This window comes from Variovorax sp. MSC1_012 (assembly GCF_023667525.1).
Lineage (GTDB): Bacteria > Pseudomonadota > Gammaproteobacteria > Burkholderiales > Burkholderiaceae_C > Variovorax > Variovorax beijingensis_B.
On record NZ_CM174443.1, the window covers coordinates 3,818,104 to 3,844,943 of the forward strand.

Annotated in this window: 25 protein-coding genes; 16 read left to right on the forward strand and 9 right to left on the reverse strand. The window is 68.4% G+C overall.

The features are described 5' to 3' along the window. Positions 1-15: 15 nt before the first annotated feature. The gene (locus tag L1081_RS17945) at positions 16-1,254 is read left to right on the forward strand and encodes an MFS transporter (RefSeq protein ID WP_489413384.1); all 1,239 of its coding nucleotides are present in this window, start codon (positions 16-18) and stop codon (positions 1,252-1,254) included. A gap of 22 nt (positions 1,255-1,276) precedes the next feature. On the opposite strand, the gene L1081_RS17950 is transcribed toward L1081_RS17945, so the two are convergent. The 3 genes from L1081_RS17950 to L1081_RS17960 form a co-directional block, all read right to left on the reverse strand. Beyond that, positions 1,277-2,071, reverse strand: a complete 795-nt coding sequence (locus L1081_RS17950) for a hypothetical protein (protein WP_489413385.1) — start codon at positions 2,069-2,071, stop codon at positions 1,277-1,279. Between the two features lie 2 nt (positions 2,072-2,073). Then, on the reverse strand, positions 2,074-2,292 hold the full coding sequence (locus L1081_RS17955; protein ID WP_489413386.1) for a hypothetical protein: 219 nt from the start codon (positions 2,290-2,292) through the stop codon (positions 2,074-2,076). Positions 2,293-2,588: 296 nt separating this feature from the next. After that, on the reverse strand, positions 2,589-3,515 hold the full coding sequence (locus L1081_RS17960; protein WP_489413387.1) for a LysR substrate-binding domain-containing protein: 927 nt from the start codon (positions 3,513-3,515) through the stop codon (positions 2,589-2,591). Positions 3,516-3,597: 82 nt separating this feature from the next. Here L1081_RS17960 and L1081_RS17965 point away from each other — a divergent pair, with 82 nt between their 5' ends. The 6 genes from L1081_RS17965 (at position 3,598) to L1081_RS17990 (ending at position 8,741) form a co-directional block, all read left to right on the forward strand. After that, entirely contained in the window at positions 3,598-3,918 is a 321-nt protein-coding gene (locus tag L1081_RS17965) for a DUF2917 domain-containing protein (protein ID WP_489413388.1), read from the forward strand. Positions 3,919-4,047: 129 nt separating this feature from the next. Then, positions 4,048-5,226, forward strand: coding sequence for an acetyl-CoA C-acetyltransferase (locus L1081_RS17970; protein ID WP_489413389.1), 1,179 nt, complete (start codon positions 4,048-4,050; stop codon positions 5,224-5,226). Then, positions 5,226-6,032 carry an enoyl-CoA hydratase-related protein gene (locus L1081_RS17975; protein ID WP_489413390.1) on the forward strand — a complete coding sequence of 269 codons (807 nt, stop codon included), beginning with the start codon at positions 5,226-5,228 and terminating at the stop codon, positions 6,030-6,032. The genes L1081_RS17970 and L1081_RS17975 overlap by 1 nt, the downstream gene beginning before the upstream one ends. Positions 6,033-6,036: 4 nt before the next feature. Further along, positions 6,037-7,200 carry an acyl-CoA dehydrogenase family protein gene (locus L1081_RS17980; protein ID WP_489413391.1) on the forward strand — a complete coding sequence of 388 codons (1,164 nt, stop codon included), beginning with the start codon at positions 6,037-6,039 and terminating at the stop codon, positions 7,198-7,200. A 46-nt stretch (positions 7,201-7,246) separates the two neighbouring features. Beyond that, positions 7,247-8,503 carry a diphosphate--fructose-6-phosphate 1-phosphotransferase gene (locus L1081_RS17985; protein WP_489413392.1) on the forward strand — a complete coding sequence of 419 codons (1,257 nt, stop codon included), beginning with the start codon at positions 7,247-7,249 and terminating at the stop codon, positions 8,501-8,503. A gap of 4 nt (positions 8,504-8,507) precedes the next feature. Further along, positions 8,508-8,741: a cysteine-rich CWC family protein gene (locus tag L1081_RS17990; protein WP_489413393.1), complete on the forward strand. Its 234-nt coding sequence runs from the start codon at positions 8,508-8,510 to the stop codon at positions 8,739-8,741. On the opposite strand, the gene L1081_RS17995 is transcribed toward L1081_RS17990, so the two are convergent. Continuing rightward, positions 8,732-10,099: a putative zinc-binding metallopeptidase gene (locus tag L1081_RS17995; RefSeq protein WP_489413394.1), complete on the reverse strand. Its 1,368-nt coding sequence runs from the start codon at positions 10,097-10,099 to the stop codon at positions 8,732-8,734. The two genes, L1081_RS17990 and L1081_RS17995, sit on opposite strands and share 10 nt — an antisense overlap. 133 nt (positions 10,100-10,232) lie before the next feature. Here L1081_RS17995 and L1081_RS18000 point away from each other — a divergent pair, with 133 nt between their 5' ends. The 5 genes from L1081_RS18000 (at position 10,233) to L1081_RS18020 (ending at position 17,441) form a co-directional block, all read left to right on the forward strand. Then, positions 10,233-11,729: a DHA2 family efflux MFS transporter permease subunit gene (locus L1081_RS18000; RefSeq protein ID WP_489413395.1), complete on the forward strand. Its 1,497-nt coding sequence runs from the start codon at positions 10,233-10,235 to the stop codon at positions 11,727-11,729. Between the two features lie 148 nt (positions 11,730-11,877). Further along, positions 11,878-12,930 (forward strand): ABC transporter substrate-binding protein, encoded by a 1,053-nt coding sequence (locus L1081_RS18005; protein WP_489413396.1) that lies wholly within the window; start codon positions 11,878-11,880, stop codon positions 12,928-12,930. A gap of 50 nt (positions 12,931-12,980) precedes the next feature. Further along, the gene (locus L1081_RS18010) at positions 12,981-13,748 is read left to right on the forward strand and encodes a class II glutamine amidotransferase (protein WP_145742589.1); all 768 of its coding nucleotides are present in this window, start codon (positions 12,981-12,983) and stop codon (positions 13,746-13,748) included. A gap of 136 nt (positions 13,749-13,884) precedes the next feature. Next, the gene (locus L1081_RS18015; RefSeq protein ID WP_489413397.1) at positions 13,885-16,143 is read left to right on the forward strand and encodes a TonB-dependent siderophore receptor; all 2,259 of its coding nucleotides are present in this window, start codon (positions 13,885-13,887) and stop codon (positions 16,141-16,143) included. Further along, positions 16,143-17,441, forward strand: a complete 1,299-nt coding sequence (locus L1081_RS18020) for a PepSY domain-containing protein (RefSeq protein WP_489413398.1) — start codon at positions 16,143-16,145, stop codon at positions 17,439-17,441. The genes L1081_RS18015 and L1081_RS18020 overlap by 1 nt, the downstream gene beginning before the upstream one ends. Here L1081_RS18020 and gshB read toward each other — a convergent pair. Beyond that, on the reverse strand, positions 17,401-18,357 hold the full coding sequence (gshB, locus tag L1081_RS18025; RefSeq protein WP_489413399.1) for a glutathione synthase: 957 nt from the start codon (positions 18,355-18,357) through the stop codon (positions 17,401-17,403). The two genes, L1081_RS18020 and gshB, sit on opposite strands and share 41 nt — an antisense overlap. Next, positions 18,354-19,619, reverse strand: coding sequence for a benzoate/H(+) symporter BenE family transporter (locus L1081_RS18030; RefSeq protein ID WP_489413400.1), 1,266 nt, complete (start codon positions 19,617-19,619; stop codon positions 18,354-18,356). Before L1081_RS18030 ends, gshB begins: the two co-directional genes overlap by 4 nt. On the opposite strand from L1081_RS18030, the gene L1081_RS18035 reads away from it, so the two are divergent. The 4 genes from L1081_RS18035 to L1081_RS18050 are packed head-to-tail and all read left to right on the forward strand — an operon-like array spanning position 19,606 to position 21,993. Next, complete coding sequence (locus L1081_RS18035; RefSeq protein WP_489413401.1) at positions 19,606-19,794, forward strand: hypothetical protein; 189 nt, start codon at positions 19,606-19,608, stop codon at positions 19,792-19,794. The genes L1081_RS18030 and L1081_RS18035 overlap by 14 nt on opposite strands. Further along, positions 19,791-20,231 carry a nuclear transport factor 2 family protein gene (locus L1081_RS18040; protein ID WP_489413402.1) on the forward strand — a complete coding sequence of 147 codons (441 nt, stop codon included), beginning with the start codon at positions 19,791-19,793 and terminating at the stop codon, positions 20,229-20,231. The genes L1081_RS18035 and L1081_RS18040 overlap by 4 nt, the downstream gene beginning before the upstream one ends. A 10-nt stretch (positions 20,232-20,241) precedes the next feature. After that, complete coding sequence (locus L1081_RS18045; protein ID WP_489413403.1) at positions 20,242-21,165, forward strand: polysaccharide deacetylase family protein; 924 nt, start codon at positions 20,242-20,244, stop codon at positions 21,163-21,165. 57 nt (positions 21,166-21,222) lie between these two features. Next, positions 21,223-21,993, forward strand: a complete 771-nt coding sequence (locus L1081_RS18050) for an FCD domain-containing protein (protein ID WP_489413404.1) — start codon at positions 21,223-21,225, stop codon at positions 21,991-21,993. A gap of 49 nt (positions 21,994-22,042) precedes the next feature. Here the strand turns inward: L1081_RS18050 and L1081_RS18055 are convergent, their stop codons facing one another. The 3 genes from L1081_RS18055 to L1081_RS18065 all read right to left on the reverse strand — a co-directional run bounded on the left by L1081_RS18055 (position 22,043) and on the right by L1081_RS18065 (position 26,815). Then, positions 22,043-23,914 (reverse strand): KUP/HAK/KT family potassium transporter, encoded by a 1,872-nt coding sequence (locus tag L1081_RS18055; RefSeq protein ID WP_489413405.1) that lies wholly within the window; start codon positions 23,912-23,914, stop codon positions 22,043-22,045. A 173-nt stretch (positions 23,915-24,087) separates the two neighbouring features. Beyond that, entirely contained in the window at positions 24,088-25,398 is a 1,311-nt protein-coding gene (gene gshA, locus L1081_RS18060; protein ID WP_489413406.1) for a glutamate--cysteine ligase, read from the reverse strand. A 121-nt stretch (positions 25,399-25,519) separates the two neighbouring features. Next, entirely contained in the window at positions 25,520-26,815 is a 1,296-nt protein-coding gene (locus L1081_RS18065; protein ID WP_489413407.1) for a glutamate-5-semialdehyde dehydrogenase, read from the reverse strand. Positions 26,816-26,840 lie beyond the last annotated feature (25 nt).

Sequence of the window (26,840 nt, forward strand, 5' to 3'; positions counted from 1 at the left end):
CGCTGCGCCTCCCCCATGACCCTCTCCCCCGCTTCGGCACGTTCGGCCACATCGATGCTGATCGTGCTGGCCTCCGCTTTCGCGCTAAGCCAGGCCTTTCGCACCGTCGGCGCGATGATGGCCACGCCGCTCGCACAGCATTTCGGCCTCACCGCCCAGGCGCTGGGCTTGTGGGCCGGCACCTTCCATTTCATGTTCGGCGCGACGCAGCTCGCGATGGGTGTGTCGATCGACATCTACGGCGTGCGGCGCACGGTGCTCACGGCCTTTCCGCTTGCCATTGCGGGCGCGGTGCTGTGTGCAGCGGCGCCCAGCTTCCATGCGCTGCTGCTCGGGCAGGCCATGATCGGCGTCGGTTGCGCGCCGGCCTTTCTCGCCTGCACCGTGTTCATCGCACGGCACTTCGAAGCCGCGCGCTTCACTGCCATGTCGGGCCTCGTGATGAGCATGGCGGGGCTCGGCATCCTGTTTACCGGCACACCGCTCGCACTGCTGATCGAAGCCGCGAGCTGGCGCGCGGGCTACGCCTGCCTCGCGGGCTTCGCGGTGCTGTCGTGGGGCTTCGTGTTCTGGCGCGTGCACGAACCGCCGCGGGCGGCGCCGCACGAACGCCAGACGCTCGCCAAGGCCGTGCGCGAACTGCTGCCGCTCTTTGCCATGCCGCACACGCTGGGCCTGCTGTGCTTCGCCTGCGTGTCGTATGCCGCGTTCATCACCCTGCGCGGCCTCTGGCTCGGCCCCGTGCTGCACGACCGCCATGGGCTGTCGCTGGTCAGCAGCGGCAACGTGGCGCTGGTGATGACCATCGCGGGCATGATCAGCCCCGCCATGTTCGGCCGCCTCGACCCGGGCGGCGCGCGGCGCGGCCGCTGGCTCATGGGCTGCGCGTTTGCGGCCGCGGTGATGTTCGCGTTCATGGCGCTCACGCATTCGCTCGCCGTCGACATCGGCCTGCCGATCCTCTACGGCCTGCTCTCGGGCTACTCGGTGCTGCAGTATTCGTACACGCGCGCCGCCTATCCGGCGGCCATGACGGGGCGCGCGCTCTCGCTGCTCAACATGGCGATGTTCCTCGGCGTGTCGCTGATGCAGTGGACCACGGGCGTGGCCGCATCGTGGGCCGCGTCGAACGGCGTGGAGCCGTTTCGCGCGGTGTTCCTCACGATCACGGGCATGCTGGCGGTGGGCACTCTGGCATTCCTGTTGCTGCCGCGTGCGCACGAAAGCGCGAGCCTCTCGTCCGCGCGGCCCTGAGCGGCATCGCGCAGGCGCTCGCTCAACCGCGCTCGCCCAGCCGCGAGCGCACCTCCGCGCGGCCGAGCTTGCGCATGCACTCTGCATATACGTGAGGCCGGCCATACATCGCCATCGTGTCGGTGGTGCCGAAAGCGGGCGGCTCGCAGCCGCGGCGCGTGACCAGGCAGCGCCGCAGCACGTCGTAGCAGCGCGGCGCGGGCTCCAGCCGGCGCACCTCGGGCACACGCGCAAGCGTCACCTCCCACCAGCAGCCATCGATGCGATGCCACTGCGTGACGGCGTCGATCGCATGGTAGGGCGCGTAGGGCTTCACCACCCCTTGCGCCGCCGCCGCCACCTTCGCCTCGCGTTCGGCCTTGCGGCGCTGCGCCGAGCCGCGCCGATACCGGTTGGGCAAGAGGATGCCGGTGCCCGGATGGACGAAGAGTTCGACGTGGGGCGCTTCGCGCAGCGGCACGCGGTCGCTGCCCGCCCACCACCGCGAACGCACCAGCACCTCGCCGCCGTGCATCACCGCATCGCGCACGACGAAGTCGTCGATGTGCAGGAAGATGTGCGCCTGCACCGTGCTGCGCCGGTCGATGCCCTCGCAGAGCTCGCTCCACACCTTGTCCCACGGCCGGTGCACCTGCTTGTGCAGCCAGCGCCTGAGCGGCTGGAGGTTCTCGTTGAGCCCTTTCGGGTGGTCGTAGCCACGCTTCATGCCGAGATGCGAACCGCGCTCCCTGCTGTTTCGGAATGCGCGCCCATCGCCCTGCACGCCGCCTCCGCGACGTGGGCGTTCCACGATGACCTTGTCCATGTCTTCGCGCATCGTCAGCCCTCCCGCGCCAGACTGCGCGCAGCCTTCTGCAATGCGACCTTCTGCGCGCGCCGCTCCGCACGGTGCGTGCGCAGGTGGCGCCCCGCCTTCTGGTTCGATTCGCCGCGCGCGATCGCGGCCACCACGGGATTGCGAGGTGCCGCGTTCGGCACCGAAAAATAGAACCGGCCCAGACGCTTGTCGTCGTCGCGGGCCTTTCGTTGAGCACTCATGTGCGCACACTCCAGAAACAAGAAAAGCCCCGGCGAATGGCTGCGCGGGGCCTTTGTCGATGGGCCTCGGCGGATGCGTGGATGCACATCCGGCCGGGGCGGTCGGTGTGCGGGTCAGGTGTTCAGGAAACGGTTCATTGAATGTGTTGCCGCCCGGGAGGTTGGTCGTCGCCAGGCGCGGATAAAAAACTGTTGCTGAAAAACGAAGGGCGGATTCTGGCGAGCACGCGCGCGGCGCGCAAGCGCGGCGCCCGCGGCTGTGGCGCAAAGCCCACGCCTCGCTTCGCGCAAATCCTTCAGTTCCGCTGCGCCGCCTCGGCTTCGTCGCGCAGCCATTGCGCGAATTCCTGTGCGTCGCGGTTGCCCGCGGCGCGCCGCGAGGCCTCGATGAAGTAGCCGCGGTGCGAAGCCGCTCCCTCGCCGAGCGGTGCCACCAGCCGGCCGTCCTGCACCAGCTCGCGCAGCAGCGGCAGCCGGCCGATCACCACGCCCTGCCCCGCCACCGCGGCGGCCACCGCATCGGCGTACTGGGTGAAGCGCAGCGTGCTCTTCATGCGCACGTCGTCGAGCCCCATCACCTTGAGCCAGGGCTCCCAATCGGCGGTGGGCGCTTCGCTGTGATCCGGGTATTCGACGGTGAGCAGGGTGAGCTTCGAAAAATCGGACAGCGCGCGCAGCGAGGCGGCGAGCTGCGGCGAACACAGCGGGATCACCGACTCCTCGAATAGCGCCGGGCCGACGCCGCGGCCGATCGGCGCAAAGCGCACCGCGAGGTCGAGACGGCTGCTCTCCAGGTCCAGCACATCGAGCGTGGCCGACACGCGCACGTCGACCTGCGGATGGCTGCCGGTGAAGCGCGCCAGTTTCGGAATGAGCCACAGCGACGCAAAGCCCGGCGTGGTGGTGATCGCCACCTGGCGCGGCGCAGAGCTGGCGCGCACCCGGGCCGTGGCGTCGCGCAGGCGCTCCAGGCTGTCGGTCACGGCCCGCTGCATCACGCCACCCGCCTCGGTGAGCGCCAGCGCGCGGTGGCGGCGCTCGAACAGCAGCACGCCCAGGCTGGTTTCGAGCTGCTGGATCTGCCGGCTCACGGCCGACTGGGTCAGGTGCAGTTCGCCGGCCGCCAGGGTGAAGCTCAGCCGGCGGGCCGCCGCCTCGAAGCTGCGCAGCAGCTCGAGCGGGGGAAGCGGGTCCGCGGGGGCCTTCGCATTCTCTGCATGCATGCAACGAGTTCCAAATGACCGCGTGTAAGAGCGGCGTCAACTCACTATATTCATTCGTATCACGAATGCAATGGAGCTTGCCATGAGCACCCAGCCTCTTTCTTCCCGCTTTCACGTCAGCCTGCCGACCCGTTCCATCTTTGCCGTGCCCGATGGCGCCGGCGTGGGCATCGAATGCCGCAGCGGCTCGGTCTGGGTGACGCTCGACCGCGACCCGCGCGACATCGTGCTCGCGCCGGGCGAGCGTTTCGAAGGCAGCGAGCACCGGCGCATGCTGGTGTCGGCACTCGAAGCCTCGTGCATCACGGTCTCGGACGCGCAGCCCGCGGCCATGCCGCTGCCCGCGCCGGTGCGCCGCCGGTCGCCTTGGCGACTGCTGCCGCTCGGGTTGTCCCCGGCTTGACCTGAGCGCCCCCGGCATCGAACCTCGATGCATGGACCTCCCAAGCACCGAACGCCGCCGCTGTGACGGGCGGCTTTTTTGCGTTGGGTATCCGGTTCGCGCTGTTTTCTTTTCTAGAGGGACATGACCATGGCAGAGGCATACATCGTCGCCGCCGCGCGCACGGCCGGCGGCCGGCGCGGCGGCAAGCTCGCGGGCTGGCATCCGGCCGACCTGGCGGCGCAGGTGATCGACGCGCTGGTGGCAAGGAGCGGCATCGACCCGGCCGCCGTGGAGGACGTGATCCTCGGCTGCGTGAGCCAGGTGGGCGAACAGGCGACCAACGTGGCGCGCAATGCGGTGCTGGCCTCGAAGCTGCCCGAGTCGGTGCCGGGCACCTCGGTCGACCGGCAGTGCGGCTCGTCGCAGCAGGCGCTGCATTTCGCGGCGCAGGCCGTGATGTCGGGCGCCATGGACGCGGTGATTGCTGGCGGCGTCGAAAGCATGACGCGCGTGCCGATGTTCACGCCCAACGCGCTGCCGGCCAAGGCGGGCCTGGGCACCTACATGAGCCCGGCCATGAAAAGGCGCTACCCCGGCGTGGAGTTCAGCCAGTTCACCGGCGCCGAGATGATCGCGAAGAACTACGGCATCGAGAAGGACGCGCTGGATCGCTACGCGCTCGAAAGCCATCGCCGGGCCATGGCTGCGACGCGCTCGGGCGCGTTCAACGACGAGATCGTGCCCATCGAGATCCTGCAGGCCGACGGCAGCGGCACGGGCGAGCAGCACACGGTGGACGAAGGCATCCGTTTCGATGCCACGCTCGAAGGCATCGCAGGCGTCAAGCTGATTGCCGAGGGCGGACGCTGCACCGCCGCCACCGCGAGCCAGATCTGCGACGGCGCAAGCGGCGTGCTGGTGGTCAACGAACGCGGCCTCAAGACGCTGGGCGTGAAGCCGCTCGCGCGCATCCACCACATGAGCGTGATGGGGCACGACCCGGTGATCATGCTGGAGGCACCGCTGCCCGCCACGCTGCGCGCGCTCAAGAAGGCCGGCATGCGCATCCAGGACATCGATCTCTATGAAGTGAACGAAGCCTTCGCGCCCGTGCCCATCGCCTGGCTGGAGGCGCTGGATGCCGACCCGGCGCGGCTCAACGTGAACGGCGGCGCCATTGCGCTCGGCCATCCGCTGGGCGCCTCGGGCACCAAGCTCATGGCCACGCTGGTCCACGCGCTGGGCCGGCGCGGCAAGCGCTACGGCCTGCAGACGATGTGCGAAGGCGGCGGCATGGCCAACGTCACCATCGTGGAGAGGCTCTGATGAACGCACCGCAGCCTCATGTGCTCTACGAGCTGGCCGACGGCATCGCCACCCTCACGCTGAACCTGCCGGCCAAGCTGAACCCGATTGCGCGCGAACTGCAGGTCGAGCTGCGCGACACACTGGAGCGCATCCGCGACGACCGCGCGGTGCGCGCCGTGATCCTGACCGGCGCCGGCAAGGCCTTTTGCGTGGGCGCGGACCTCAGCGCCATGGCACCCGGCGAAGAAGGCAAGTCGCTCGGCGCGCAAACCGCGGAGTGGATGCAGTCACTCAGCAACCCGCTGATCGAGACGCTGCGCACGCTGCCCGTGCCGGTGGTGGCGGCCGTCAACGGCGCCGCGGCCGGCGCCGGCGTGGGCCTGGCGCTCGCGGCCGACGTGACGATCGCGGCGCGCAGCGCCTACTTCTACCTGCCCTTCCTGCCCAAGCTCGGCATCGTGCCGGACCTGGGCTGCACCTGGGCCATTCCGCGGCGCGCCGGCAGGGCGCGCGCGATGGGCATGGCGCTGCTCGACGAACGCCTGAGCGCAGGACGCGCGGTGCAATGGGGCCTGATCTGGGCCTGCGCCGACGACGAACAGCTGCTGGAAGAAGCACGCGCGATCGCGCAGCGGCTCGCGCGCCTGCCGGCGCATGCGGTGGTCGAGGCGCGCGAAGCCTTCGAGGCCGCCGAGCGCCATACGCTGGCCGAGCAGCTGCACTACGAAAGCGAGCGCCAGCGCGAGCTGATCGACCGCCTCACCTTCCGCGAAGGCGTGAACGCCTTCCTGCAGAAGCGCCCTCCAAGCTTCCCCGGGCGCTGAGGCCATGATCGAACGCACGCTTTTCAGCGCCGACCACGAGGCCTTTCGCGACAGCTTCCGCCGCTTCATGGACAAGGAGATCGCGCCCTTCCACGAGGCCTGGGAAGAACAGGGCTATGTGGACCGCGCCGTCTGGTCCAAGGCCGGCGAGAACGGCTTTCTCTGCATGGCGCTGCCCGAGGAATACGGAGGCGCGGGCGCCGACCTGCTCTATTCGGTGATCCAGTTCGAGGAACTCTGGGCGCGCGGCTTCACGGGCATCGGCTTCGGGCTGCACAGCGAGATCGTGGCGCCCTACATCCTGCGCTACGGCACCGAGGCGCAGAAGCAGCACTACCTGCCCAGGCTCGCGAGCGGCGAGATGGTCGGCGCCATCGCGATGAGCGAGCCCGGCGCGGGCAGCGACCTGCAGGCGGTGAAGACCAGCGCCATCCGCCAGGCCGACGGCAGCTACCTGCTCAATGGCAGCAAGACCTTCATCACCAACGGCTGGCATGCCGACCTGGTGATCGTGGTCGCCAAGACCGACCCGGCCGCGGGCGCCAAGGGCACCAGCCTGTTCCTGGTCGAGCGCGGCATGCCGGGCTTCGAGAAGGGCAAGCGGCTCAAGAAACTCGGGCTGAAGGCGCAGGACACCTCCGAACTGTTCTTCGACGACGTGCGGCTGCCAGCCGATGCATTGCTCGGCGACGCCGCGCAGCTGAACCGCGGTTTTGTCTGCCTGATGGAGCAGCTGCCGTGGGAGCGGCTGCAGATTGCGATCAGCGCAGTGGCGGCATCGCAGGCCGCCATCGACCAGACGGTAACTTATGTGAAGGAGCGCAAGGTGTTCGGCCAGCCGGTGGGCAGCTACCAGAACACGCGCTACACGCTCGCCGAGCTGCAGACCGAGGTGCAGGTGGCGCAGGTGTTCGTCGACAAGTGCATCGAGCTGCTGATGGCCGAGAAGCTCGATACCGCCACCGCCAGCATGGCCAAGTACTGGACCACCGACCTGCAGTGCAAGGTGATGGACGCCTGCGTACAGCTGCACGGCGGCTACGGCTTCATGTGGGAGTACCCGATCACGCGCGCGTATGCCGATGCGCGGGTGCAGCGCATCTATGGCGGCACGAACGAGATCATGAAGGAAGTGATCACGCGGGCGATGGGCCTGGGCGGGCGCTGAAACAGGGCCACTGGCGCCCGACTTGAGGCTGCGGGAGAATGGCCGCATGCCCATCCTCAACGCCTTCTACGCCCAGTCGGGCGGCGTCACCTCGGTCATCAATGCGTCGGCCTGCGGCGTGATCGAGACGGCACGAAAACACCCGGACCGCATCGGCAATGTCTACGCCGGGCGCAACGGCATCATTGGCGCGCTGACCGAGGAACTGATCGACACCGGCGCCGAGCCGGCCGAGGCCATTGCGGCGCTGCGCAGCACGCCCTCGGGCGCGTTCGGCTCGTGCCGCTACAAGCTCAAGTCGCTCGAGAAGAACCGGCGCGAATACGAGCGGCTCATCGAGGTATTCAAGGCGCACGGCATCGGCTATTTCTTCTACAACGGCGGCGGCGATTCGGCCGACACCTGCTTCAAGGTGAGCCAGCTGTCGCAGTCGCTCGGCTATCCGCTGCAGGCGATCCACGTGCCCAAGACCATCGACAACGACCTGCCGCTGACCGACTGCTGCCCGGGCTTCGGCTCGGTGGCCAAGTACGTGGCGGTGTCGACGCTGGAAGCCTCGTTCGACGTGCGCTCGATGGCGGCCACTTCCACCAAGGTGTTCGTGCTCGAGGTGATGGGTCGGCATGCGGGCTGGATCGCGGCGGCCGGCGGGCTCGTGGCCGACCATGGCATTCCGGTGGTGGTGCTGTTCCCCGAGATCGAGTTCGACAAGGCGCGCTTTCTCGCGCGCGTCGACGAACTGGTGAAGCAGCACGGCTACTGCTCGGTGGTGGTGTCCGAGGGCTGCCACTACCCCGACGGAACCTTCCTGGCCGAGCAGGACACGCGCGACGCCTTCGGCCATGCGCAGCTCGGCGGCGCGGCGCCGGTGGTGGCGCAGATGGTCAAGGAGGCGCTGGGCCACAAGTTCCACTGGGCCGTGGCCGACTACCTGCAGCGCGCGGCCCGGCACATTGCCTCGGCCACCGACGTGCGGCAGGCCTATGAGCTGGGGCAGCGCGCGGTCGAGCTCGCGCTCGAGGGCCGCAACGCGGTGATGCCGACCATCGAACGCACCTCCGATGTGCCCTACAGCTACCGCATCGGCAGCGCACCGCTCGATGCGGTGGCGAATGTCGAAAAACCGATGCCGCGCGACTTCATCTCGGACGACGGCTGGAGCATCACCGACAAGTGCAGGCGCTACCTGCTGCCGCTGATCGAAGGCGAGGACTATCCCGCCTACCGCAACGGCCTGCCGGTGTATGCAACCCTGCGCAACGTGGCCGTGCCCAGAAAGCTGCCGGCCTTCGAACTCGCCTGACGCAATGGACACGGCCACCGCCACCATCGACACCACGCGCTGTCCGCTGTGCGGCGAGGAGAACCGCTGCGCGATGGAAACCGCGCGCGAGACCGGCCAGTCGCAGCCGCCCTGCTGGTGCATGGCGGCGGACTTCGGCAAGGCGCCGTTTGGGGCCCTGCCGCCGGCATCGCGCGGCAAGGCCTGCATGTGCGCGCGATGCGCCGCGGGGGTGGCGGCCGAGCCTCGTCAGGACTGAGCGGTGCCCTGCTGCTGGTTCTGGGCCTGCGGTATTTGCGTGGGCGCCGCTTCGGAAGCGGGTGCGGGGGCCTTTGCCTCCGGCGGCAGCGGCACACCGGGCGAAGCGGCTGCGGACACGCCGCGGTCACGCTGCTGCGTGATCACGCAGTGGATGAACTGCAGCTTGCCGACCGCCACGCGCGGCAGCACGAAGGGGTAGTAGTCGGGCTGGCCCATGCTGCGCGAAAGCTCGTTGAGCACGTTGGTGAGCAGCACCCAGCCGTTGAGAAAGTCCAGGAACTTGGCGGCGCCGGGATGCTCGGGCTGCCAGAGGTCTTCCGCGGTGAACAGGTCGGTCGCAAGCTCGACGTTGGTGGCGTCCACGCCAAAGCTCATGGCGGTGTCGGCGGTGTCGGCCATGTGCAGGTAGTGGGCCCAGGTCTCGGCCCAGTCTTCCCAGGGATGCATGCTTGCGTAGCTGCTCACGAAGCGGTTGGCCCAGTCGGGCGGCGGGCCCTGTTCGTAGTGCTGCTGGAGCGCCGCGGCATAGTCGGCGCGCTCGTCGCCGAAGAGCGCGCGGAATTCGTCGAGCCACGGCGTGGGCTGCACCAGCAGGTCCCAGTAGTAGTGGCCGACCTCATGGCGGAAGTGCCCGAGCAGCGTCCGGTAGGGCTCGCGCATTTCGGCGCGGATGCGCTCGCGCACGGCGTCCTCGGCCTCTTCGGCGTTGAGGGTGATCACGCCCTGTTCATGCCCGGTCATCACGTGCGGGCCGCCCGGCATGTTGCCGAGAAAGTCGAAGGCCAGCCCGTGCACCGGATCGGCATGGCGGCTGACCACCGGCAGCCCGAGCGCGAGCAGTTGCGAGATGAGCCGGCGCTTCGCATGCTCGAGCTTGCGCCAGAGTTCGCCGTTGCTCTCCACCGAGAGATCGGGGATGGTGCGGGTCACGCTGCAGGCCAGGCAGTAGCCGGGCGCGAGGCCGTCGGTGTTGAACGACGGGTCGTCGCCCTCGCGCGGGGCCGGCACCATCCAGTTGCAGCTGGCGGCGGTCATGAGGTTGGCGCAGCGGCGGTAGGTGCGGCCGTCAGGATTGCCGAACACGGTGAAGAGCTGTTCTTCAGGCTCGGCGCCGTCGGCCGCGCCGCCTTCGGCCTGGTCGTCGGTCTCGACGGGCGCCAGCGGCACGACGCCCAGGCGCTCGATCACATAGCCCAGCGGCGTGCGGCAGGCCAGGCATTGGCTGTTGCGCAGGAACACCGGCCGGCCGCATTGGCAGCGGTAGGCGCGGCTCACGGTGGGCGCCGCGAGTTCCGAGGCAAGGTGGGAGGGCGCACCCGGCTCGGGAGCGCTGGCGGGGTCAGGTGGCGTATTCATTTCATTGTTCTGGAAAGGCAGCGCGGGACAGCGGTGCATTGTGGGACGCGCAGGCGCCGGCTCCGCCGCGCAAAGCCCGATATGCTTGTAGGACGACGGACCCGCATCGAAAAAAAAGCCGGGACCCCCGCCCATGACCACCACTCCCAAGCCCGAAGCCGCCTCGCCGGCCCCGCCTTCCATCGGCACCTTGCGCGAACGCTACGGCCCGCGCTACCGCTGGTACCTGCTGCTCTCGGTGATGGTGGGCGTGATGGCGTCGATCATGTCCTCGACCATCGTCAACGTCGCGATCCCGGGCATGAGCCACCATTTCTCGCTGGGCCAGGAGCGCGCGCAGTGGGTGAGCTCGGGCTTCATGGTGGCCATGACGGTCTCGATGCTGACCACGCCATGGCTGCTGTCGCGCTATGGCTACCGGCGCACCTACGTGGGCACGATGGTGCTTCTGCTCGCGGGCGGCATTGCGGGCGGGCTGGCCAACAACTTCTCGCTGGTGCTGCTGGCGCGCGTGGCCGAAGGGCTCGCGGCGGGCGTGGTGCAGCCGATCCCGGCCATCATCATCCTGCGCGCCTTCGAGCCGCACGAGCAGGGGCGCGCGAGCGGCATCTTCGGCATGGGCGTGGTGCTGGCCCCGGCCATCGGCCCGAGCATCGGCGGCGTGCTGGTCGACCTGTTCGGCTGGCGCTCGATCTTCTTCATGGTGGTGCCGTTCTGCCTGGCCTCGCTCTGGCTGGCCTACAGGTTCGTGCCCACCACGGCGCCCGGCGGCGTGGCAGCCACGCGCGGCAGCGGGCTCGACTGGCGCGGCCTCGCGCTGGGCACCGTGGGCACGCTCTGCCTGCTGAACGGCCTGGTCGAGCTGCGCGGCGATTCGCCGGTGCAGGCCGGCCTGCTGCTGGCGGCCGCGGTGCTGGCCTTTGGCGCCTTCGTCTGGTGGCAGCGCCGCTACGCGGCCAGCGGCGGCGAACCGCTGATGAACCTGCGGCTGTTCCAGTACCGCCAGTTCGCCATGGGCAGCGTGGTCGCCTTCATCTACGGCACGGCGCTGTTCGGCTCGACCTACCTGCTGCCGGTGTACATGCAGGTCGGGCTGCAGCTGTCCGCGTCGCACGTCGGCACCATCCTGCTGCCGGCGGGCATCGTGCTGGCCCTGACCATTGCGGGCGTAGGCCGGCTGGCCGACCGGCAGCCGACGTGGATGCTGGTGAGCATCGGGCTGGTGCTGCTGGCGGCTTCGTTCGCGCTGATGGTGGTGCTCCGGCTCGACAGCGCGCTCTGGCTGCTGGTGGCGTTTGCCGTCATCGGGCGCATCGGGCTCGGCTTCATCCTGCCCTCGCTCAACCTCGGTTCGATGCGGCCGCTGGCCAAGCCGTTGATTCCGCAGGGGGCCAGCGCGATCAACTTCCTGCGCATGCTCGGCGGCGCGGCCGGCGTGAGCCTGTGCGCCATCGTGCTCGAGTGGCGCCTGGCCGCTCATGGCGATTCGCTGGCCAATGCCGCGAGCAGCCCCGCGCGGCTGGCGGCCTTCGACGAGGTGTTCCTGATGCTGGCCGGGCTGTGCGCGCTGGCCATCTGCGCGGCTTGGCAGCTTCGGCAACCCGAGCCGGCAAGGGTAAGCACCAAGTAATACTTAAGCACCCATCGTTTCTAATTGTTAGCATTTGTTAGCTAATGATGGGATGGGTTTGATGCAACGCAGAAGTTTTGTCGCCGGAACGGCGGTTTTCGCAGCGGGCTTGGCCCATCTCTCGTCCGCGCAGGCCGCTGAGGCCGGGGTGACCGACACCGAAATCGTGCTCGGCAGTTCGGCCGTGCTGAGCGGCCCGCTCGGCTCGCAGATCAAGGTGGTGCACAACGGCGCCGCGCTGGCCTTCGATGCCATCAACGAACAGGGCGGCGTGGGTGGACGCAAGATCAAGCTGGTGGCGCTGGACGACGAGCTCAAGCCCGAGAAGGCGCTCGAGAACTACGGCAAGCTGCTGAACGACCACCGCGTCTTCGCCTTCTTCGGCTGCGTGGGTTCGGGCACCACGGCGGCCGCGGCCAAGCTGCTGCAGCAAAGCGGCGCGCCCAGCGTCGGCGGCTACGGCGTGGGCGACAGCGCGCGTGAGCGCGTGGCGGGTTCGGCCTACTTCGTGCGCGCCAGCAATGCGCGCGAGGCGCAGGCGCTGGTCGAGCACCTGTCGACCATCGGCGTGAACAAGATCGCGATCGCCCACCTGGACAACCCCGGCGGCGTCGAGGCGGTGAAGCTGATCGAGGCGGCCATGGCCACGCACAAGCAGGCGCCCGCCCTGGTGGTGTCGGTGAAGGGCGACGGCTCGACCTCCGCGGCCGCTGGCAAGCTGCTGGCCGACAGCCAGTCCCAGGCCGTGCTGATGTACCTGGCCGGCACCGTGGCCGGCGAGGTGATCAAGGCGACCTATGGCGCCGGCAGCAAGCCGATGTTCTATGGCATGTCGATCGTGCCGGGCGAGGTCACGGCCAAGGTGGTGCAGCTGCAGGCCAGCGGCCTGGCCATCTCGCAGGTCACGCCCTATCCCTGGGGGGAGGTGGAATCCGTCACGCGCGACTACCGCCGCCTGGCCGAACGCGCGCAGGTGCCGGTGGGCTACGGCAGCTTCGAGGGCTACCTGAACGCGCTGGTGATGATCGAGGCACTCAAGCGCACCGGCCGCGACCTGACGCGGGCCCGCCTGCACGCAACGCTGCGGGCATTCAGGCTGCGCCTGGCCGGCATGGACATCGACTTCTCGACCGGCGCCAATGCCGGCTCGCGCTTCATCGAGATGGTGCGCGTGACGCCCGAAGGCCGCTTCGTGCGCTGAGCGGGCGGCCAGGTTCCCCGAGCAGTCGGCGCTCGCGCTCTAATAGCGCCATGTGCCAACTGCTTGGAATGAACTGCAACACGCCCACGGACGTGACCTTCAGCTTTACCGGCTTCGCGCAGCGCGGCGGCCGCACCGACCACCATGCCGACGGCTGGGGCATCGCCTTCTTCGAGGACCGCGGGCTGCGCCACTTCGTCGACCACATGCCCGCGAGCGAATCGCCGGTGGCCGAGCTGATCCGGCGCTACCCGATCCAGAGCCGCAATGTCATTGCGCACATCCGAAAGGCCACGCAGGGCGCCGTCAACCTGCAGAACTGCCACCCCTTCGTGCGCGAGCTGTGGGGCCGCTACTGGGTGTTCGCCCACAACGGCGACCTGAAGGATTTCCGCCCGCGGCTGCACGGCAATTTCCACCCGGTGGGCAACACCGACAGCGAGCACGCCTTCTGCTGGATCATGCAGGAGCTGGCCAAGTCGCATGCAGGGGTGCCGAGCATCGAGGAGCTCACGCTCACGCTGCGCGAACTGGCGCCGCAGCTTGCGGGCCACGGCACCTTCAACTTCATGCTGTCGAACGGCCAGGCGCTCTGGGCCCACGCCTCCACGCACCTCTGGTACGTGGAACGGCGCCATCCTTTCGTGACCGCGCAGCTGTCGGACGAAGACTTGGAGATCGACTTCGCGCAGCACACCACGCCGAACGACCGCGTGGCAGTGGTCGTGACCGCGCCGCTCACCACCAACGAAAGCTGGACCGCCTTCGCGCCCGGCGAATTGCACGTGTTCGTGGATGGGCAGCTGGCGGCGTTCTGAACGCGGCCCCGCTCAGCCGCCTCGGCTGACAACTTTTATCTGACACTTTTCCGCAACAGTGCAGGAAAGTATCGAAATCGGGCGCTTGCTAGCGAATAATAACGGTTCTCATTTGTATTACATATTGAACCGTTCCATGTCCGCTGCTCCATTTCCCCGGCTTCGCCCGACCGTGGCCGCCTCGCTGCTGGCCCTTCATGCAGTGGCCGCCCTTGCCCAGACCACGCCGGCGCCCGCAGCGCCGGCAGGCTCGCCGTCGACAACCGGCACGCTCGCCACCGTCACCGTCGAAGCCAGCGCCGATGCCTCGGCCGAAGGCCTGACCAAGCCCTACGCGGGCGGCCAGGTGGCGCGCGGCGGCCGCGTCGGCATCCTGGGCAACCAGGACATGATGAGCACGCCGTTCTCCGGCACCAGCTACACCCACGAGCTGATCCAGAACCAGCAGGCCAGGAGCGTGGCGGACGTGCTGCAGAACGACCCGACCGTGCGCGTGGCGCGCGGCTTCGGCAACTTCCAGGAGTCGTATTTCATCCGCGGCTTCATCGTCAATTCGGACGACATCGCCTACAACGGGCTCTACGGCCTGCTGCCGCGGCAGTACATCTCGTCCGAGCTGTTCGAGCGCGTGGAAGTGTTCCGCGGCGCGAGCGCATTCCTGAACGGCGCCACGCCCTCGGGCGGCGGCATCGGCGGCAACATCAACCTGCTGCCCAAGCGCGCGCCGAACGAGCCGCTCACGCAGGTCACGCTCGGCACGGCCAGCGGCTCGCAGGCCTATGCCGCGACCGACATCGCGCGCCGCTTCGGCCCCGACCAGAGCGTGGGCGTGCGCCTGAACGCCGCGCACCGCGACGGCGGCACCGGCGTGGACGGCGAAGGCGTCAAGCTCGACGTGCTCTCGGTGGGCCTGGACTGGCGCAGCCGCGACGCGCGCATCTCGGCCGACATCGGCCACCAGGAGCACCGCCTGCGCAACACGCGTCCCAACGTGACGCTCGGCAGCGGCGTCACGGTGGTGCCCAGGGCACCCGACAACAGCACGAACTTCGCGCAGCCCTGGACCTATTCCTACGAGCGCGACACCTTCGGCTCGGTGCGCGGCGAGTACGACATCACGCCTGACATCACGGCCTGGGCTGCCGCCGGCGCGCGCAGCAGCTACGAGAACAATTCCCTCGCGGGCGCGACAGTCTCCAACGGCCTTACGGGAGCGGCCACGATGACCCGCTTCGACAACACGCGAGAGGACAAGGTCAAGACGGCCGAGATCGGCGTGCGCGGCAAGCTGCGCACCGGCAGCGTGGGCCATGAATGGGTGCTGGGCTATTCCTATTTCGACCTCGAGAAGAAGAACGCCTACGGCATGGGCCTGGGCGCCGGCGGCACGCTCAACACCGGCATCTACTATCCGCGCAGCTATTTCCCGCCGGCGCTGACCTACCTGGGCAACGACCTTGCCAACCCCGCGCTCAACGGCACCACCACGCTCAAGAGCCTGGCCATCGGCGACACGCTGTCCTTCATGGACGACCGCCTGCGCCTGATGCTCGGCGCGCGCCACCAGACGATCGAGACCAGCGACATCAGCTACCGCGTCGTGAGCAACGGCCAGCAGACCGCCGCCGGCGGCACCGTCACCTCGTACGACCAGAGCCGCACCAGCCCGCTGGCGGGCATCGTGTTCAAGGCCAACGACCGGCTCTCGGTCTATGCGAACTACATCGAAGGACTGGCGCAGGGCGAGAGCGCGCCCGCCCAGTCCGGCGGCCAGCCGGTGCTCAATGCCGGCCAGCAGCTGCGCCCCTACGTCTCCAAGCAGAAGGAAGTCGGCATCAAGTACGACGCCGGCCAGGTCGGCGGCACGCTGGCCTTCTTCTCCACCGAGAAGCCGCGCGCCTTCGTGCAGGGCAACTACTTCTCCGCGAACGGCAAGGACCGCCACCAGGGCGCCGAACTCAGCGTCTTCGGCCAGGTCAGCAAGGGCCTGCGGCTGCTGGGCGGCGTGACCTGGCTGGACGCCAAGCAGAAGGACACGGGCAGCAGCGTTACGGACGGCAAGCGCGTGATCGGCGTGCCCAAGGCGCAGGGCAGCATCGGCGTCGAGTGGGACGTGCCGGGCGTGCAGGGCCTCTCGCTCGACGGCCGCGTGGTGACAAGCGGATCGAGCTACGCCAATGCCGCCAACACGCTGCGCGTGCCGGGCTGGACCCGCATGGACATCGGTGCGCGCTACGTGACCGAAGTGAGCGGCAAGCTGCTCACCCTGCGCGCGCGCATCGAGAACGTGGCCGACCGCAATTACTGGTCCTCGGTCGGCGGCTATCCCGGCTCCGGCTACCTGGTGCTCGGCGCGCCCCGCACGTTCAACCTCTCGGCCACGCTCGAGTTCTGATGCGCGCCCTTGCGACTGCCGTGCACCGCTGGGCGGGACTGGCGGTGGCCCTGTTCCTCGTCGTCTCGGGCCTGACCGGCGCCGTCATCTCGTGGGACCACGAGATCGACGGCTGGCTCAACCGCAAGCTCTACGACACCGCCTCGCGCGGGCCGTTCCGCGACCCCTTCGACCTGGTGGCCGCGGTCGAGGCCCACGACCCGCGCGCGCGGGTCGCGTACCTGCCGCTGGGTTTCGAAGAGGGCCACACAGCCCGCTACTTCGTGCAGCCGCGCACCGATCCCGCCACGGGCAAGCCCTTCAGGCTCGGCTACAACCAGGTGTTCGTCGACCCGGTGACGGCCGAGGTGCGCGGCCGCCGCGACGCGAGCGCGATCTCGCTCAAGCCCGAGACGCTGATGCCCTTCCTGCGCAAGCTGCACTACACGCTGCACGTGCCGGCGATGTGGGGCACCGACCGGCTGGGCTACTGGATCATGGGCACGGTGGCGCTGGTGTGGCTGCTCGACAGCTTCGTTGCGCTCTACCTCACGACGCCGCGCCGGCTGCGCCCTGCCGCGCACCCCGAGCACCGCGGCCCGCGCGAATGGTGGAAACGTTGGAAGCCGGCCTGGGCCGTGCGCTGGGCGGCCGGCGGCTACCGGCTCAATTTCGACCTGCACCGCGCGGGCGGGTTGTGGATGTGGCTGCTGATCATCGTCATCGCCTTCACCTCGTTCTCGCTGAATCTCTACAAGGAGATCTTCCATCCGATGCTGTCGCTGGTCTCGAAGACCACACCGGGGCCGTCGGCGCTGGTGCCGCTCGCGCCGCTGGGCACGCGCATCGAGCCCACGATCGGCTTTCGCCAGATCGTTGCCGACGCCGAGGCCGAGGCGCGGCGGCGCGGCTGGACCACGCCGCTCGGCGGGGTGTTCTACAACCAGCGCGGCGGCTTCTACAACGTGTCGTTCTTCGACCATGCCACGCACGACAGCAGCGACGGCATGGGCCTGTCGAACCTCTACCTGGACGGCCGCGACGGCCGCGTCATCAGCAGCAACCGGCCCTGGCATGGCACCGCGGCCGACGTGTTCGCGCAACTGCAGCTGCCGCTGCATGGCGGCCGCATCCTCGGGCTGCCGGGGCGCATCCTGATGTCGCTCATGGGGCTCGCGGTGGCGGGCCTTTCGATCACGGGCATCGTGATCTGGTGGCGCAAGCGGCGCGCGCGGCTGGTGCAGGTGCGCCGCCAGCGCGAGCTGGCACCGAAGGAACTCAGCGCAGTGCGGCCAGATGCGCTTCAAGCGCGTCGATGAACATCTTCGGCACGTCGAAGCCGGTCTGCTCGGTGATCTCCTGAAAGCAGGTCGGGCTGGTCACGTTGATCTCGGTGACCGAATCACCGATCACGTCGAGCCCGATCAAAAGCAGGCCGCGCGGTGCGAGGGCACGGCCCACGGTCTCGGCGATCTCGCGGTTGCGCGGCGTGAGCGGCTGCGCCACGCCCTTGCCGCCGGCCGCCAGGTTGCCGCGCACTTCGGAGCCCTGCGGAATGCGCGCCAGCACGAACGGCGCCGGCTCGCCCGCGATGATCAGGATGCGCTTGTCGCCCTGCACGATGTCGGGCACGAAGCGCTGCACCATGATGGTCTCGGCGCCGTTCTTGTTGAGCGTCTCGACGATGGAGCCGAGGTTCAGCGCGTCCTGCCTGACGCGGAAGATGCCCATGCCGCCCATGCCGTCGAGCGGCTTCAGGATGATGTCGCCGTGCTCGGCATGGAAGTCGCGCACGGCCTGCGCGCTGCGCGTGACCAGCGTGGGCGTGGTGAACTGCGGAAACTCCATGATCGCGAGCTTCTCGGGGTGGTCGCGCAGCGCACGCGGCTTGTTGACCACGCGCGCGCCTTCGCGCTCGGCCTGCTCGAGCAGGTGGGTGGCGTAGATGTATTCGGCGTCGAAGGGCGGGTCCTTGCGCATGAGCACCGCCTCGAAGTCCTTCAGCGCCTTCGATTCGCGGATGTCCTCGCGGTACCAGGCCTTGCTGTCGCCGGTGAGCGTGATCTGCTGCACGTTGGCCGTGACCAGGCCGCCCGACACCCACTGCAGGTCTTCCGGCAGGCAGGCCGCGATGCGGTGTCCGCGGCGCTGGGCCTCGCGCATCATCGAGAAGGTGGTGTCCTTGTAGATCTTGAAGTGATCGAGCGGATCGGCGACGAAGAGGATGTTTTTCATCTGGGAGTCTTTCCGGCGCCGGGGGTGGCCGCCATGTTGCTGCTGTCTGGCGCGATGTTGCCGGAAGCTGCGATGTCCTTGCCGGCGGAGGCCTTTGCGCGCCCGGCCTGCTGCACCGCGAGCGCGAGCGCGCCCGCCACCACGCCCCAGAAGGCCGAGCCGATGCCCGCGATGGCCACGCCCGAGAGCGTCACCAGGAAGGTGATGACCGCGGCCTCGCGGTGCGGCTCGTCGCGCACCGCGGCAGCCAGCCCGCTGCCGATGGTGCCCAGCAGCGCGAGGCCGGCAATGGCGGCGACCAGCTCTTTCGGAAAGGCCGTGAACAGCCCGGTGACCGCCGCGCCGAAGAAGGCGATCACCACGTAGAGCGCGCCGCAGCTCACCGCGGCCGTGTAGCGGCGCGCCGGGTCCTCGTGCGCCTCGCGGCCCATGCAGATGGCGGCGCTGATCGCGCCCAGGTTCAGGGCAAAGGCACCGAAGGGCGCGAGCACCAGCGTGGCCAGCCCGGTCGCCGTGATGAGCTTGCTGACCGGCAGGTCGCCGTAGCCGGCCGCGCGTATCGTCGCCACGCCCGGCAGGTTCTGCGATGCCATGGTGACGATGAAGAGCGGCAGCGCCAGGCTCACGATGGCCTGCCAGCTGAACACGGGCATGGTGAACACCGGCCAGGTGAGCGAGAACTGCACCGCGGACAGGCTCATCTCGCCGTGCGCCGCCACGAACGCAATGGCCACCAGCAGCGTGAGCGGCACCGCATAGCGCGGCAGCAGGCGCCTGGCCACCAGGTAGGTGCCGAGCATCAGCAGCACCAGCGGCAGCGCGGTTCTCGCGGCGATGAACGCGTCGAGCCCGAAGCGCGCGAGCACCCCGGCCAGCAGGGCGGCGGCAATGGCCATCGGGATCCGGTTCATCACGCGCTCGAACCATCCCGTGGCGCCCGCCAGCACGACCAGCACGGCGCAGGCGATGAAGGCGCCGACCGCCTCTCCCATGCCATAGCTGCCGGCCGCCACGGCGAGCACCGCGGCGCCCGGCGTACTCCAGGCGATCATCACCGGCTTGCGCCACCACAGCGACAGCACGACGGAAGGCAGGCCCATGCCGATGCCCAGCGCCCACATCCACGAGGCCGCAAGCTCGGGCGTGGCGCCGAAGGCCTGCGCGGCCTGGAACACGATGGCCACCGAGCTCGTGAAGCCCACAAGCACCGCGACGAAGCCCGCGGTGAAGGCCGAGAGGCTCAGATCCTTGAAGAAACGCATCGCGCGATTGTGCCGGGGACGCCGTGGCGGCGCGCAGCTGCCGGTTTCGCCGGCGCGCTCATTGATTGTCGACAATTTTCATCAATTAACGTCGACAATCGGCACGAGAATTGCTGCAGCACCGTCGTGCTTCCCGCCATGCACCGCCATGGCCCACATGCTGGAGAACCCATGAACACGCCTGCTTCGTCCGATGCACGCACATCGCCGCATCTTTCCACACCCGCCGAAGTGGTCGACGAATTCCTTCGCCTCGTGATGATTCCCGATCCGCAATCGGCATCGCGCTTCACCGCGCCCGACATCCGCATCCGCTTCACCGGCAACCGCGAAATGCACGCGCCCGGCGACACCTCGGCCTTCAATGCGAAGCGCTACGCCTGGGTGAAGAAGAAGATCGAGCGCACCGAAGTGGTGGCGGGCGGTACGCCCGAGGAAACGGTGGTCTACAGCCTCGGCACGCTGTACGGCGCCTGGCCCGACGGCACCGCCTTCGAGGGCAATCGCTATGTCGACCGCTACGTGGTGCGCCGCGGCCTCATCAGCCGCATGGACGTGTGGAACGACAGCGCCGAATGGCTGCTGGTGCGCGCCGGACTGGCGGTGCTGTGAGGCCGCGCGCATGACCGCACGCTGGCCCGAACGGCTGCCCACGCACGGCCGCTTCGGCTACAGCCCGATCACGCGGCGGCCCGACTACGCCTGGCCGAACGGCGCGCGGCTGGCCGTGTACATCGGCTTCAACATCGAGCATTTCGCGTTCGGGGACGGCCTGGGCGCCTGCATCGGCCCGGCCTCGCCGCAGCCCGACGTGCTGAACCACGGCTGGCGCGAATACGGCAACCGCGTGGGCGCCTGGCGCTGCCTCGAACTGTTCGATGCGCTGGCATTACCGGCCGGCGCACTCATCAATACGGCGCTCTATGACCATTGCCCGGAACTGGTCGAGGCCTGCGTGGCGCGCGGCGACGAGCTGATCGGCCACGGCCACAGCAACGCCGAGCGCCAGGGCGCATGGCACGAGGCGCACGAGCGCGCACTGCTGTCGCGCTGCCGCGAACGCATGCTGCGCGAAAGCGGCCAGGCGCCGGCCGGATGGCTGTCGCCGTGGATATCCGAAAGCGCCGTGACGCCCGACCTGCTGGCCGAGACCGGCTACGGCTACACGCTCAACTGGTGCCACGACGACCAGCCGGTGCGCATGCGCACGCGCGGTGGCGGCTCGATCTGGTCGGTGCCGTATCCGCAGGAGCTCAACGACATTCCGATGATCGTGGGGCGTCTCATGGACGCCAGGGACTTCAGCGCGATGGTGATCGACAACTTCGACGAGATGCGCGAGCAGTCGCGTGCGCAGCCGCTGGTGATGGGCCTCGCGCTGCATCCCTACATCGTCGGCCAGCCCTACCGGCTGCGCCACCTGCGCAGCGCGCTGGCGCACCTGGCGCGTGCGCGCGACTGCGGCGACATCTGGTTCACCACGCCGGGTGCGATCGCGTCGCACATGCAGCAGCTTGCGGCGGACCGGCCCGCGGACTTTGCATAGGCCCGGGCACGCGCCGCACGCGCTCGATAATGGGCAGGTTCCCCCATCGCCTGCTTCATGCCCCGCTCTTCTTCCCCGCCACCCAAGCCCGCCATCGCGCCGCGCCCCGCCCGGCGCAAGCCGCCGTCCACCGACAGTGCGGCGGCGAAGAACGGCGACAACAGCGACATCGAGGACCGCATCTACCGCTCGGTCTTCGAAGGCGTGACCAGCCAGCGCCTCGCGCCCGGCACCAAGCTGCCGGAGGCGTCGCTGTGCGAGCTGTTCGGCGTGAGCCGCGCGCTGGTGCGCAAGGTGCTGCAGCGGCTCGCGCACGACCACATCGTGGAGCTGCGGCCGAACCGCGGCGCCATCGTGGCCATGCCCTCGCCCGAGGAGACGCGGCAGATCTTCGAGGCGCGCCGCGCGCTCGAGGCCGCGCTGGTGCGCATGGCCGTGCGCAATGCCACGCGCGCCGACATCGCCGAGCTGCGGCGCCACCTGAAGCAAGAGCATGCGGCGATGCACCGCTATGCGCAGCCCGAGTGGGCGCGCCTGGCCAGCACCTTTCACCTGCGCGTGGCGAAGCTCGCGCGCAATCCGATCCTGGAGCGCTACCTGAACGAGCTCATGTCGCGCTGCTCGCTGATCGTGGCGCTCTACGAACCGCCCGGCAATGCATCGTGCGAACACGGCGAGCATGCGGGCGTGGTCGATGCCATGGCGCGCGGCGATGCGGACGAGGCCGTGCGCCTGATGGAAGAGCACCTGCTGGTGCTCGAGAAGAACATCGCGCTCGACCGGCCCGCCTCGCAGCGCAGCCTGGGGCAGATGCTGGGACTGGGCTGAGGCGGGGCAGAGGCCGGCGGCTGCGCGAGGCCGCGCGGGCCGCCACCGGTCAGATCTCGATCTTGGAGCCCAGCTCCACCACCGCATTGTTCGGCAGCCCCAGGAACGCGGCGGCACCGCTCGCGTTGTGGTGCATCTGCGCGAACAGCTTCTCGCGCCATGGCGCCATGCCGCTGCCCAGCGTGGGAATGACGACGTCGCGCGAGAGGAAGTAGCTCGTCGTCATCGGCTCGAGCTGGCAGCCGCGCAGGCGCGCGTGGTCGAGCGCGCGCGGCAGGTCGATGTCGTTCTTGAAGCCATAGTGCACGATGACCTGCCAGCAATGGTGGCCGAGCGCCTCGATCTCGATGCGCTTGTCCATCGGTATCCAGGGCACTTCGTGGTTGCGCACGGTCACGAACAGGTTCTGCTCGTGCAGCACCTTGTTGTGCTTCAGGTTGTGCAGCAGCGCGTTGGGCACCACGCCGGGTTCGGCGGTGAGGAACACCGCGGTGCCGTCCACGCGCGCGGGCGGGCTCTCGAACACCGAATCGAGAAAGGCCTTCAGCTCGATCGCGTCGGCGCGCTGCACCTCGCCCATCAGGCGGCGGCCTTCCTTCCAGGTGATCATCAACGTGAACACGGCGCCGCCGATCACCAGCGGGAACCAGCCGCCCTCGAACAGCTTGAGCAGGTTCGAGGCGAAGAACAGGAAGTCGACCACGAAGAACACCGCGGTCGACGCAATGCACAGCGCCAGCGGCAGCTTCCAGGCGTAGCGGATCACGAAGAAGGTCAGCACCGTGGTGATGAGCATGTCGGTGGTCACCGCGATGCCGTAGGCCGCGGCCAGGCTGCTCGACGAACGGAACATGACCACCGCCAGCACGATGGCCACGAACAGCCCCCAGTTGACCAGCGGAATGTAGATCTGCCCCGCCGTGCGCACGCTCGTGTGCTCGATGTTCAGGCGCGGCAGGTAGCCCAGCTGGATGACCTGGCGCGTGACGCTGAAGGCACCCGTGATGAGCGCCTGCGAAGCGATGACCGTGGCCGCCGTGGCCAGCAGCACCAGCGGAACGAGCGCCCATTCGGGCGCCATCATGAAGAACGGGTTCTTCACGGCCTCGGGGTTCTCCAGCAGCAGCGCGCCCTGCCCGAAGTAGTTGAGCGTGAGCGCCGGCATGACGACCGTGAACCAGGCCACCCGGATCGGCCGTTTGCCGAAGTGGCCCAGGTCGGCGTAGAGCGCCTCGGCGCCCGTCACGCACAGCACCGTGGCGCCCAGCAGGATGAAGCTGGTGCCCGGGTTGTCCCACATGAACTTCAGCGCGAACCAGGGGTTCAGCGACTTGAGGATTTCAGGGTGGTGGACGATCTGCGATACGCCGAGCACCGCAATCGCCAGGAACCACGCGAGCGTGATGGGCCCGAAGAACTTGCCGATGCCTGCCGTACCGCGCTTTTGCACCACGAAGAGGCCGAACAGCACCACCAGCGTGACCGGCAGCACATAGTGCTTGAAGTGGGGCGACACCACTTCGAGGCCTTCGACCGCGGAAAGCACCGAGATGGCCGGCGTGATGACGCCGTCGCCATAGAAGAGCGAGGTGCCGAAGATGCCCACCAGCAGCAGCACATGGCGCAGCCGGGGCTTGTCGGCCACCGCGCGCGAGGCCAGCGCCAGCATGGCGACCAGGCCGCCCTCGCCTTCGTTGTCGGCGCGCAGCACCAGCACCACGTACTTGATCGACACGATGACGGTGAGCGTCCAGAAGAACATCGACAGGATGCCGTAGACGTTTTCGACAGTGAAAGGCAGGTGGCCGTGGCCGAACACTTCCTTGACTGCATACAGCACGCTGGTGCCGATGTCGCCATAGACGACACCGATGGTGCCGATGATCAAGGCGGCGGCGGAAGAGGATTTGGGAGGTGACACGAAGTCGATGGGAAAAAGGGAGGTTGCCCGCGCGTAACCAGACGTCACACGCACCGAGACGCTGCCGCGGTGGAATTTCCAGCCGCCGCACGCGCCCTCCGCCCTTTTGTTTCCTTTGCTGTGGGGCCGCTATTTTGCCGCCGACCGACGCCCGCGCAAGCCGCCCCGGAAAATCATTCGTAGATTTCGGCGTCCGGATCGGTGGCTTCCATTTCGTAGCTCGCAGCCACCATTGCCAGGCGGCCCACCACGCCATACATGTAGAAGCGGTTCGGGGCACTCGCGCCAGGCTTGGCGCCGGGCTGCGGCAGATGCGCGCTTTCGGAGAACGCCAGCGGCACGAAGCTCGCACCCGGGAGCTTGAGGTTCTCGTCGGGGTTGCGCTCGGCATGCACGCGGTAGAAGCCGCCCACCACGTAGCGGTCCATCATGTAGACCACCGGCTCGGCCACGCCGTTGTGCACGCGCTCGTTGGTCAGCACGCCTTCCTGCACGATCACCTCGCCGGGCTCGCGCAGTTCCCTGGCGGCCGCGCCCGCCTTGCCTGCCGGGGCGCTGCGCGGCTTGCCGACCAGGCCCTCGACTTCCTTCGCATCGCGCACGGTGACCACGCCCGGGCCGTCGCCGCCGACATGGCCCTTGACGACGACGAAGGGCTTCTCGTTGATGCCGTATTCCTTGTACTTGCGGCGTACCTTGGTCAGCACCGCGTCCACATGGCTGGTCAGCACGTCGATGCCGCGGCCTTCGGAAAAATCGACGCCGTCGGCGCGCGCATAGATCGGGTTGATCAGCCAGGGGTCGATGCCCAGCAGCTTGCCGAAGCGCTTGGACAGCTCTTCGTAACTGTGCAGGTGATTGCTCTTGCGCCGCACCGACCAGCCCGCGTGCAGCGGCGGCAGCAGGTATTGTTCGTGCAGGTCTTCGAGGATGCCCGGCGTGCCAGCCGTCAGCTCGTTGTTGAGCAGGATGGTGCAGGGATCGAAGTTCTTGAGCCCGAGGCGACGCTTGCTGCGCACCACGGGCTCCAGGCACACGGTTTCGCCGTTGGGCAGTTCGATCTTCTTGGGCGACTTGATGGCCGGATCGATCGACCCCACGCGCACATTGAGTCCCGCCATGTGGAAGATCCGCACCAATTGGGCGACGTTGGCGAGGTAGAAAGTGTTCTTCGAGTGGTTCTCGGGAATGACGAGCAGGTTGCGCGCTTCCGGGCAGATCTTCTCGATGGCCGCCTGCGCAGCCTGCACCGCCAGCGGCAGCATCTCCTTGGTGAGATTGTTCCAGCCGCCGGGGAAGAGGTTGGTGTCGACCGGCGCCAGCTTGAAGCCCGCGTTGCGGATGTCGACCGCGCTGTAGAACGGCGGCGTGTGCTCCATCCATTCGAGGCGGAACCAGCGCTCGATGGCGGGCGTCGAGTCGAGTACCCGCTGCTCCAGTTCGTTGATCGGGCCGGTCAGGGCGGTGACAAGATGCGGAACCATGCGGCGGCCTTGTTGGATTTGTACTTGAAAGGTAGAGCGGAATTGTAGGATTTGGGGATGGCCGCCCCAATGACAAGACTACGTAGAGCGGACTTGGTTCAGTCCGCCCGCCTCCGGCGCATCAGCTGCGGACTTCGCCCTGCCCGAGCACCACGTACTTGAGCGAGGTCAGCCCTTCGATGCCGACCGGCCCACGCGCATGGAACTTGTCGGTGCTGATGCCGATTTCCGCCCCCAGGCCAAACTCGAAACCGTCCGCGAAGCGTGTGCTCGCATTGACCATGACGCTGGCCGAATCGACCTCGCGCAGGAAACGCTGCGCATGCACATGGTCGCGCGTGACGATCGCGTCGGTGTGGTGGCTCGAGTAGCGGTTGATGTGCGCAATGGCCTCGTCGACCCCTTCGACCACCTTGATGCTGATCACGGCGGCAAGGTATTCCTCGGACCAGTCGGACTCGACCGCATCGACGATTCTTGCGCCTGAAGCGGCCAGTGCCTCGTCGGCGCGCAGGATCCGGGCCGCCGCCGGGTCGCAGCGCATTTCGACGCCCTTGGCCGCGAAGATGGCGGCGATGCGGGGCAGGAAGTCTTCCGCCACCACCGCCGACACCAGCAGGCCTTCGGCCGCATTGCAGGGGCTGTATTTCTGCGTCTTGGCGTTGTCGACGATGCGCAGCGCCATCTCGAACTCGGCCGTGTCGTCCACGTAGACATGGCAGTTGCCGTCCAGATGCTTGATGACCGGCACCTTGGCATCGCGGCTGATGCGCTCGATCAGGCCCTTGCCGCCGCGCGGGATGATCACGTCGACGAACTCGGGCATCGCAATGAGCTGGCCCACGGCTTCGCGGTCGGTGGTCTGCACCAGCTGCACCGCATCGACCGGCAGGCCGGCCTCGGCCAGCGCCCCCGACACCAGCAGCGCCAGCGCCTTGTTCGACTCGATCGCTTCCGAGCCGCCGCGCAGGATGGCCGCGTTGCCGCTCTTGATGGCCAGGCTCGCAGCCTCGATGGTCACGTTGGGGCGGCTCTCGTAGATCATGCCGAAGACGCCGATCGGCACGCGCATCTGGCCCACGCGGATGCCGCTGGGCTGCTGCTTCATGCCGATGATCTCGCCGATCACGTCGGCCATGCCGGCGAGCTGCTCGCAGCCCAGCGCCACGGTCTCGATGACCTTGGGCGTGAGCTTGAGGCGGTCGACCATCGGCGCCGACAGGCCGGCGGCCGTGGCGCGCGCCAGATCCTTCTGGTTGGCCTCGGCCAGGTCCGGGCCGGCTTCGCGCAGGCGCTTGGCCAGGGCCTTCAATGCTCTGTTTTTGGTAGCTGCATCCGCACGGGCCATGAGGAATGCAGCGGTTTTTGCCTGCAGGCCGAGGGTCTGCATGTGCTCGCTGACGTTGAACGCGTTCATGCGGGCATTTTCCCGCATTTGGATC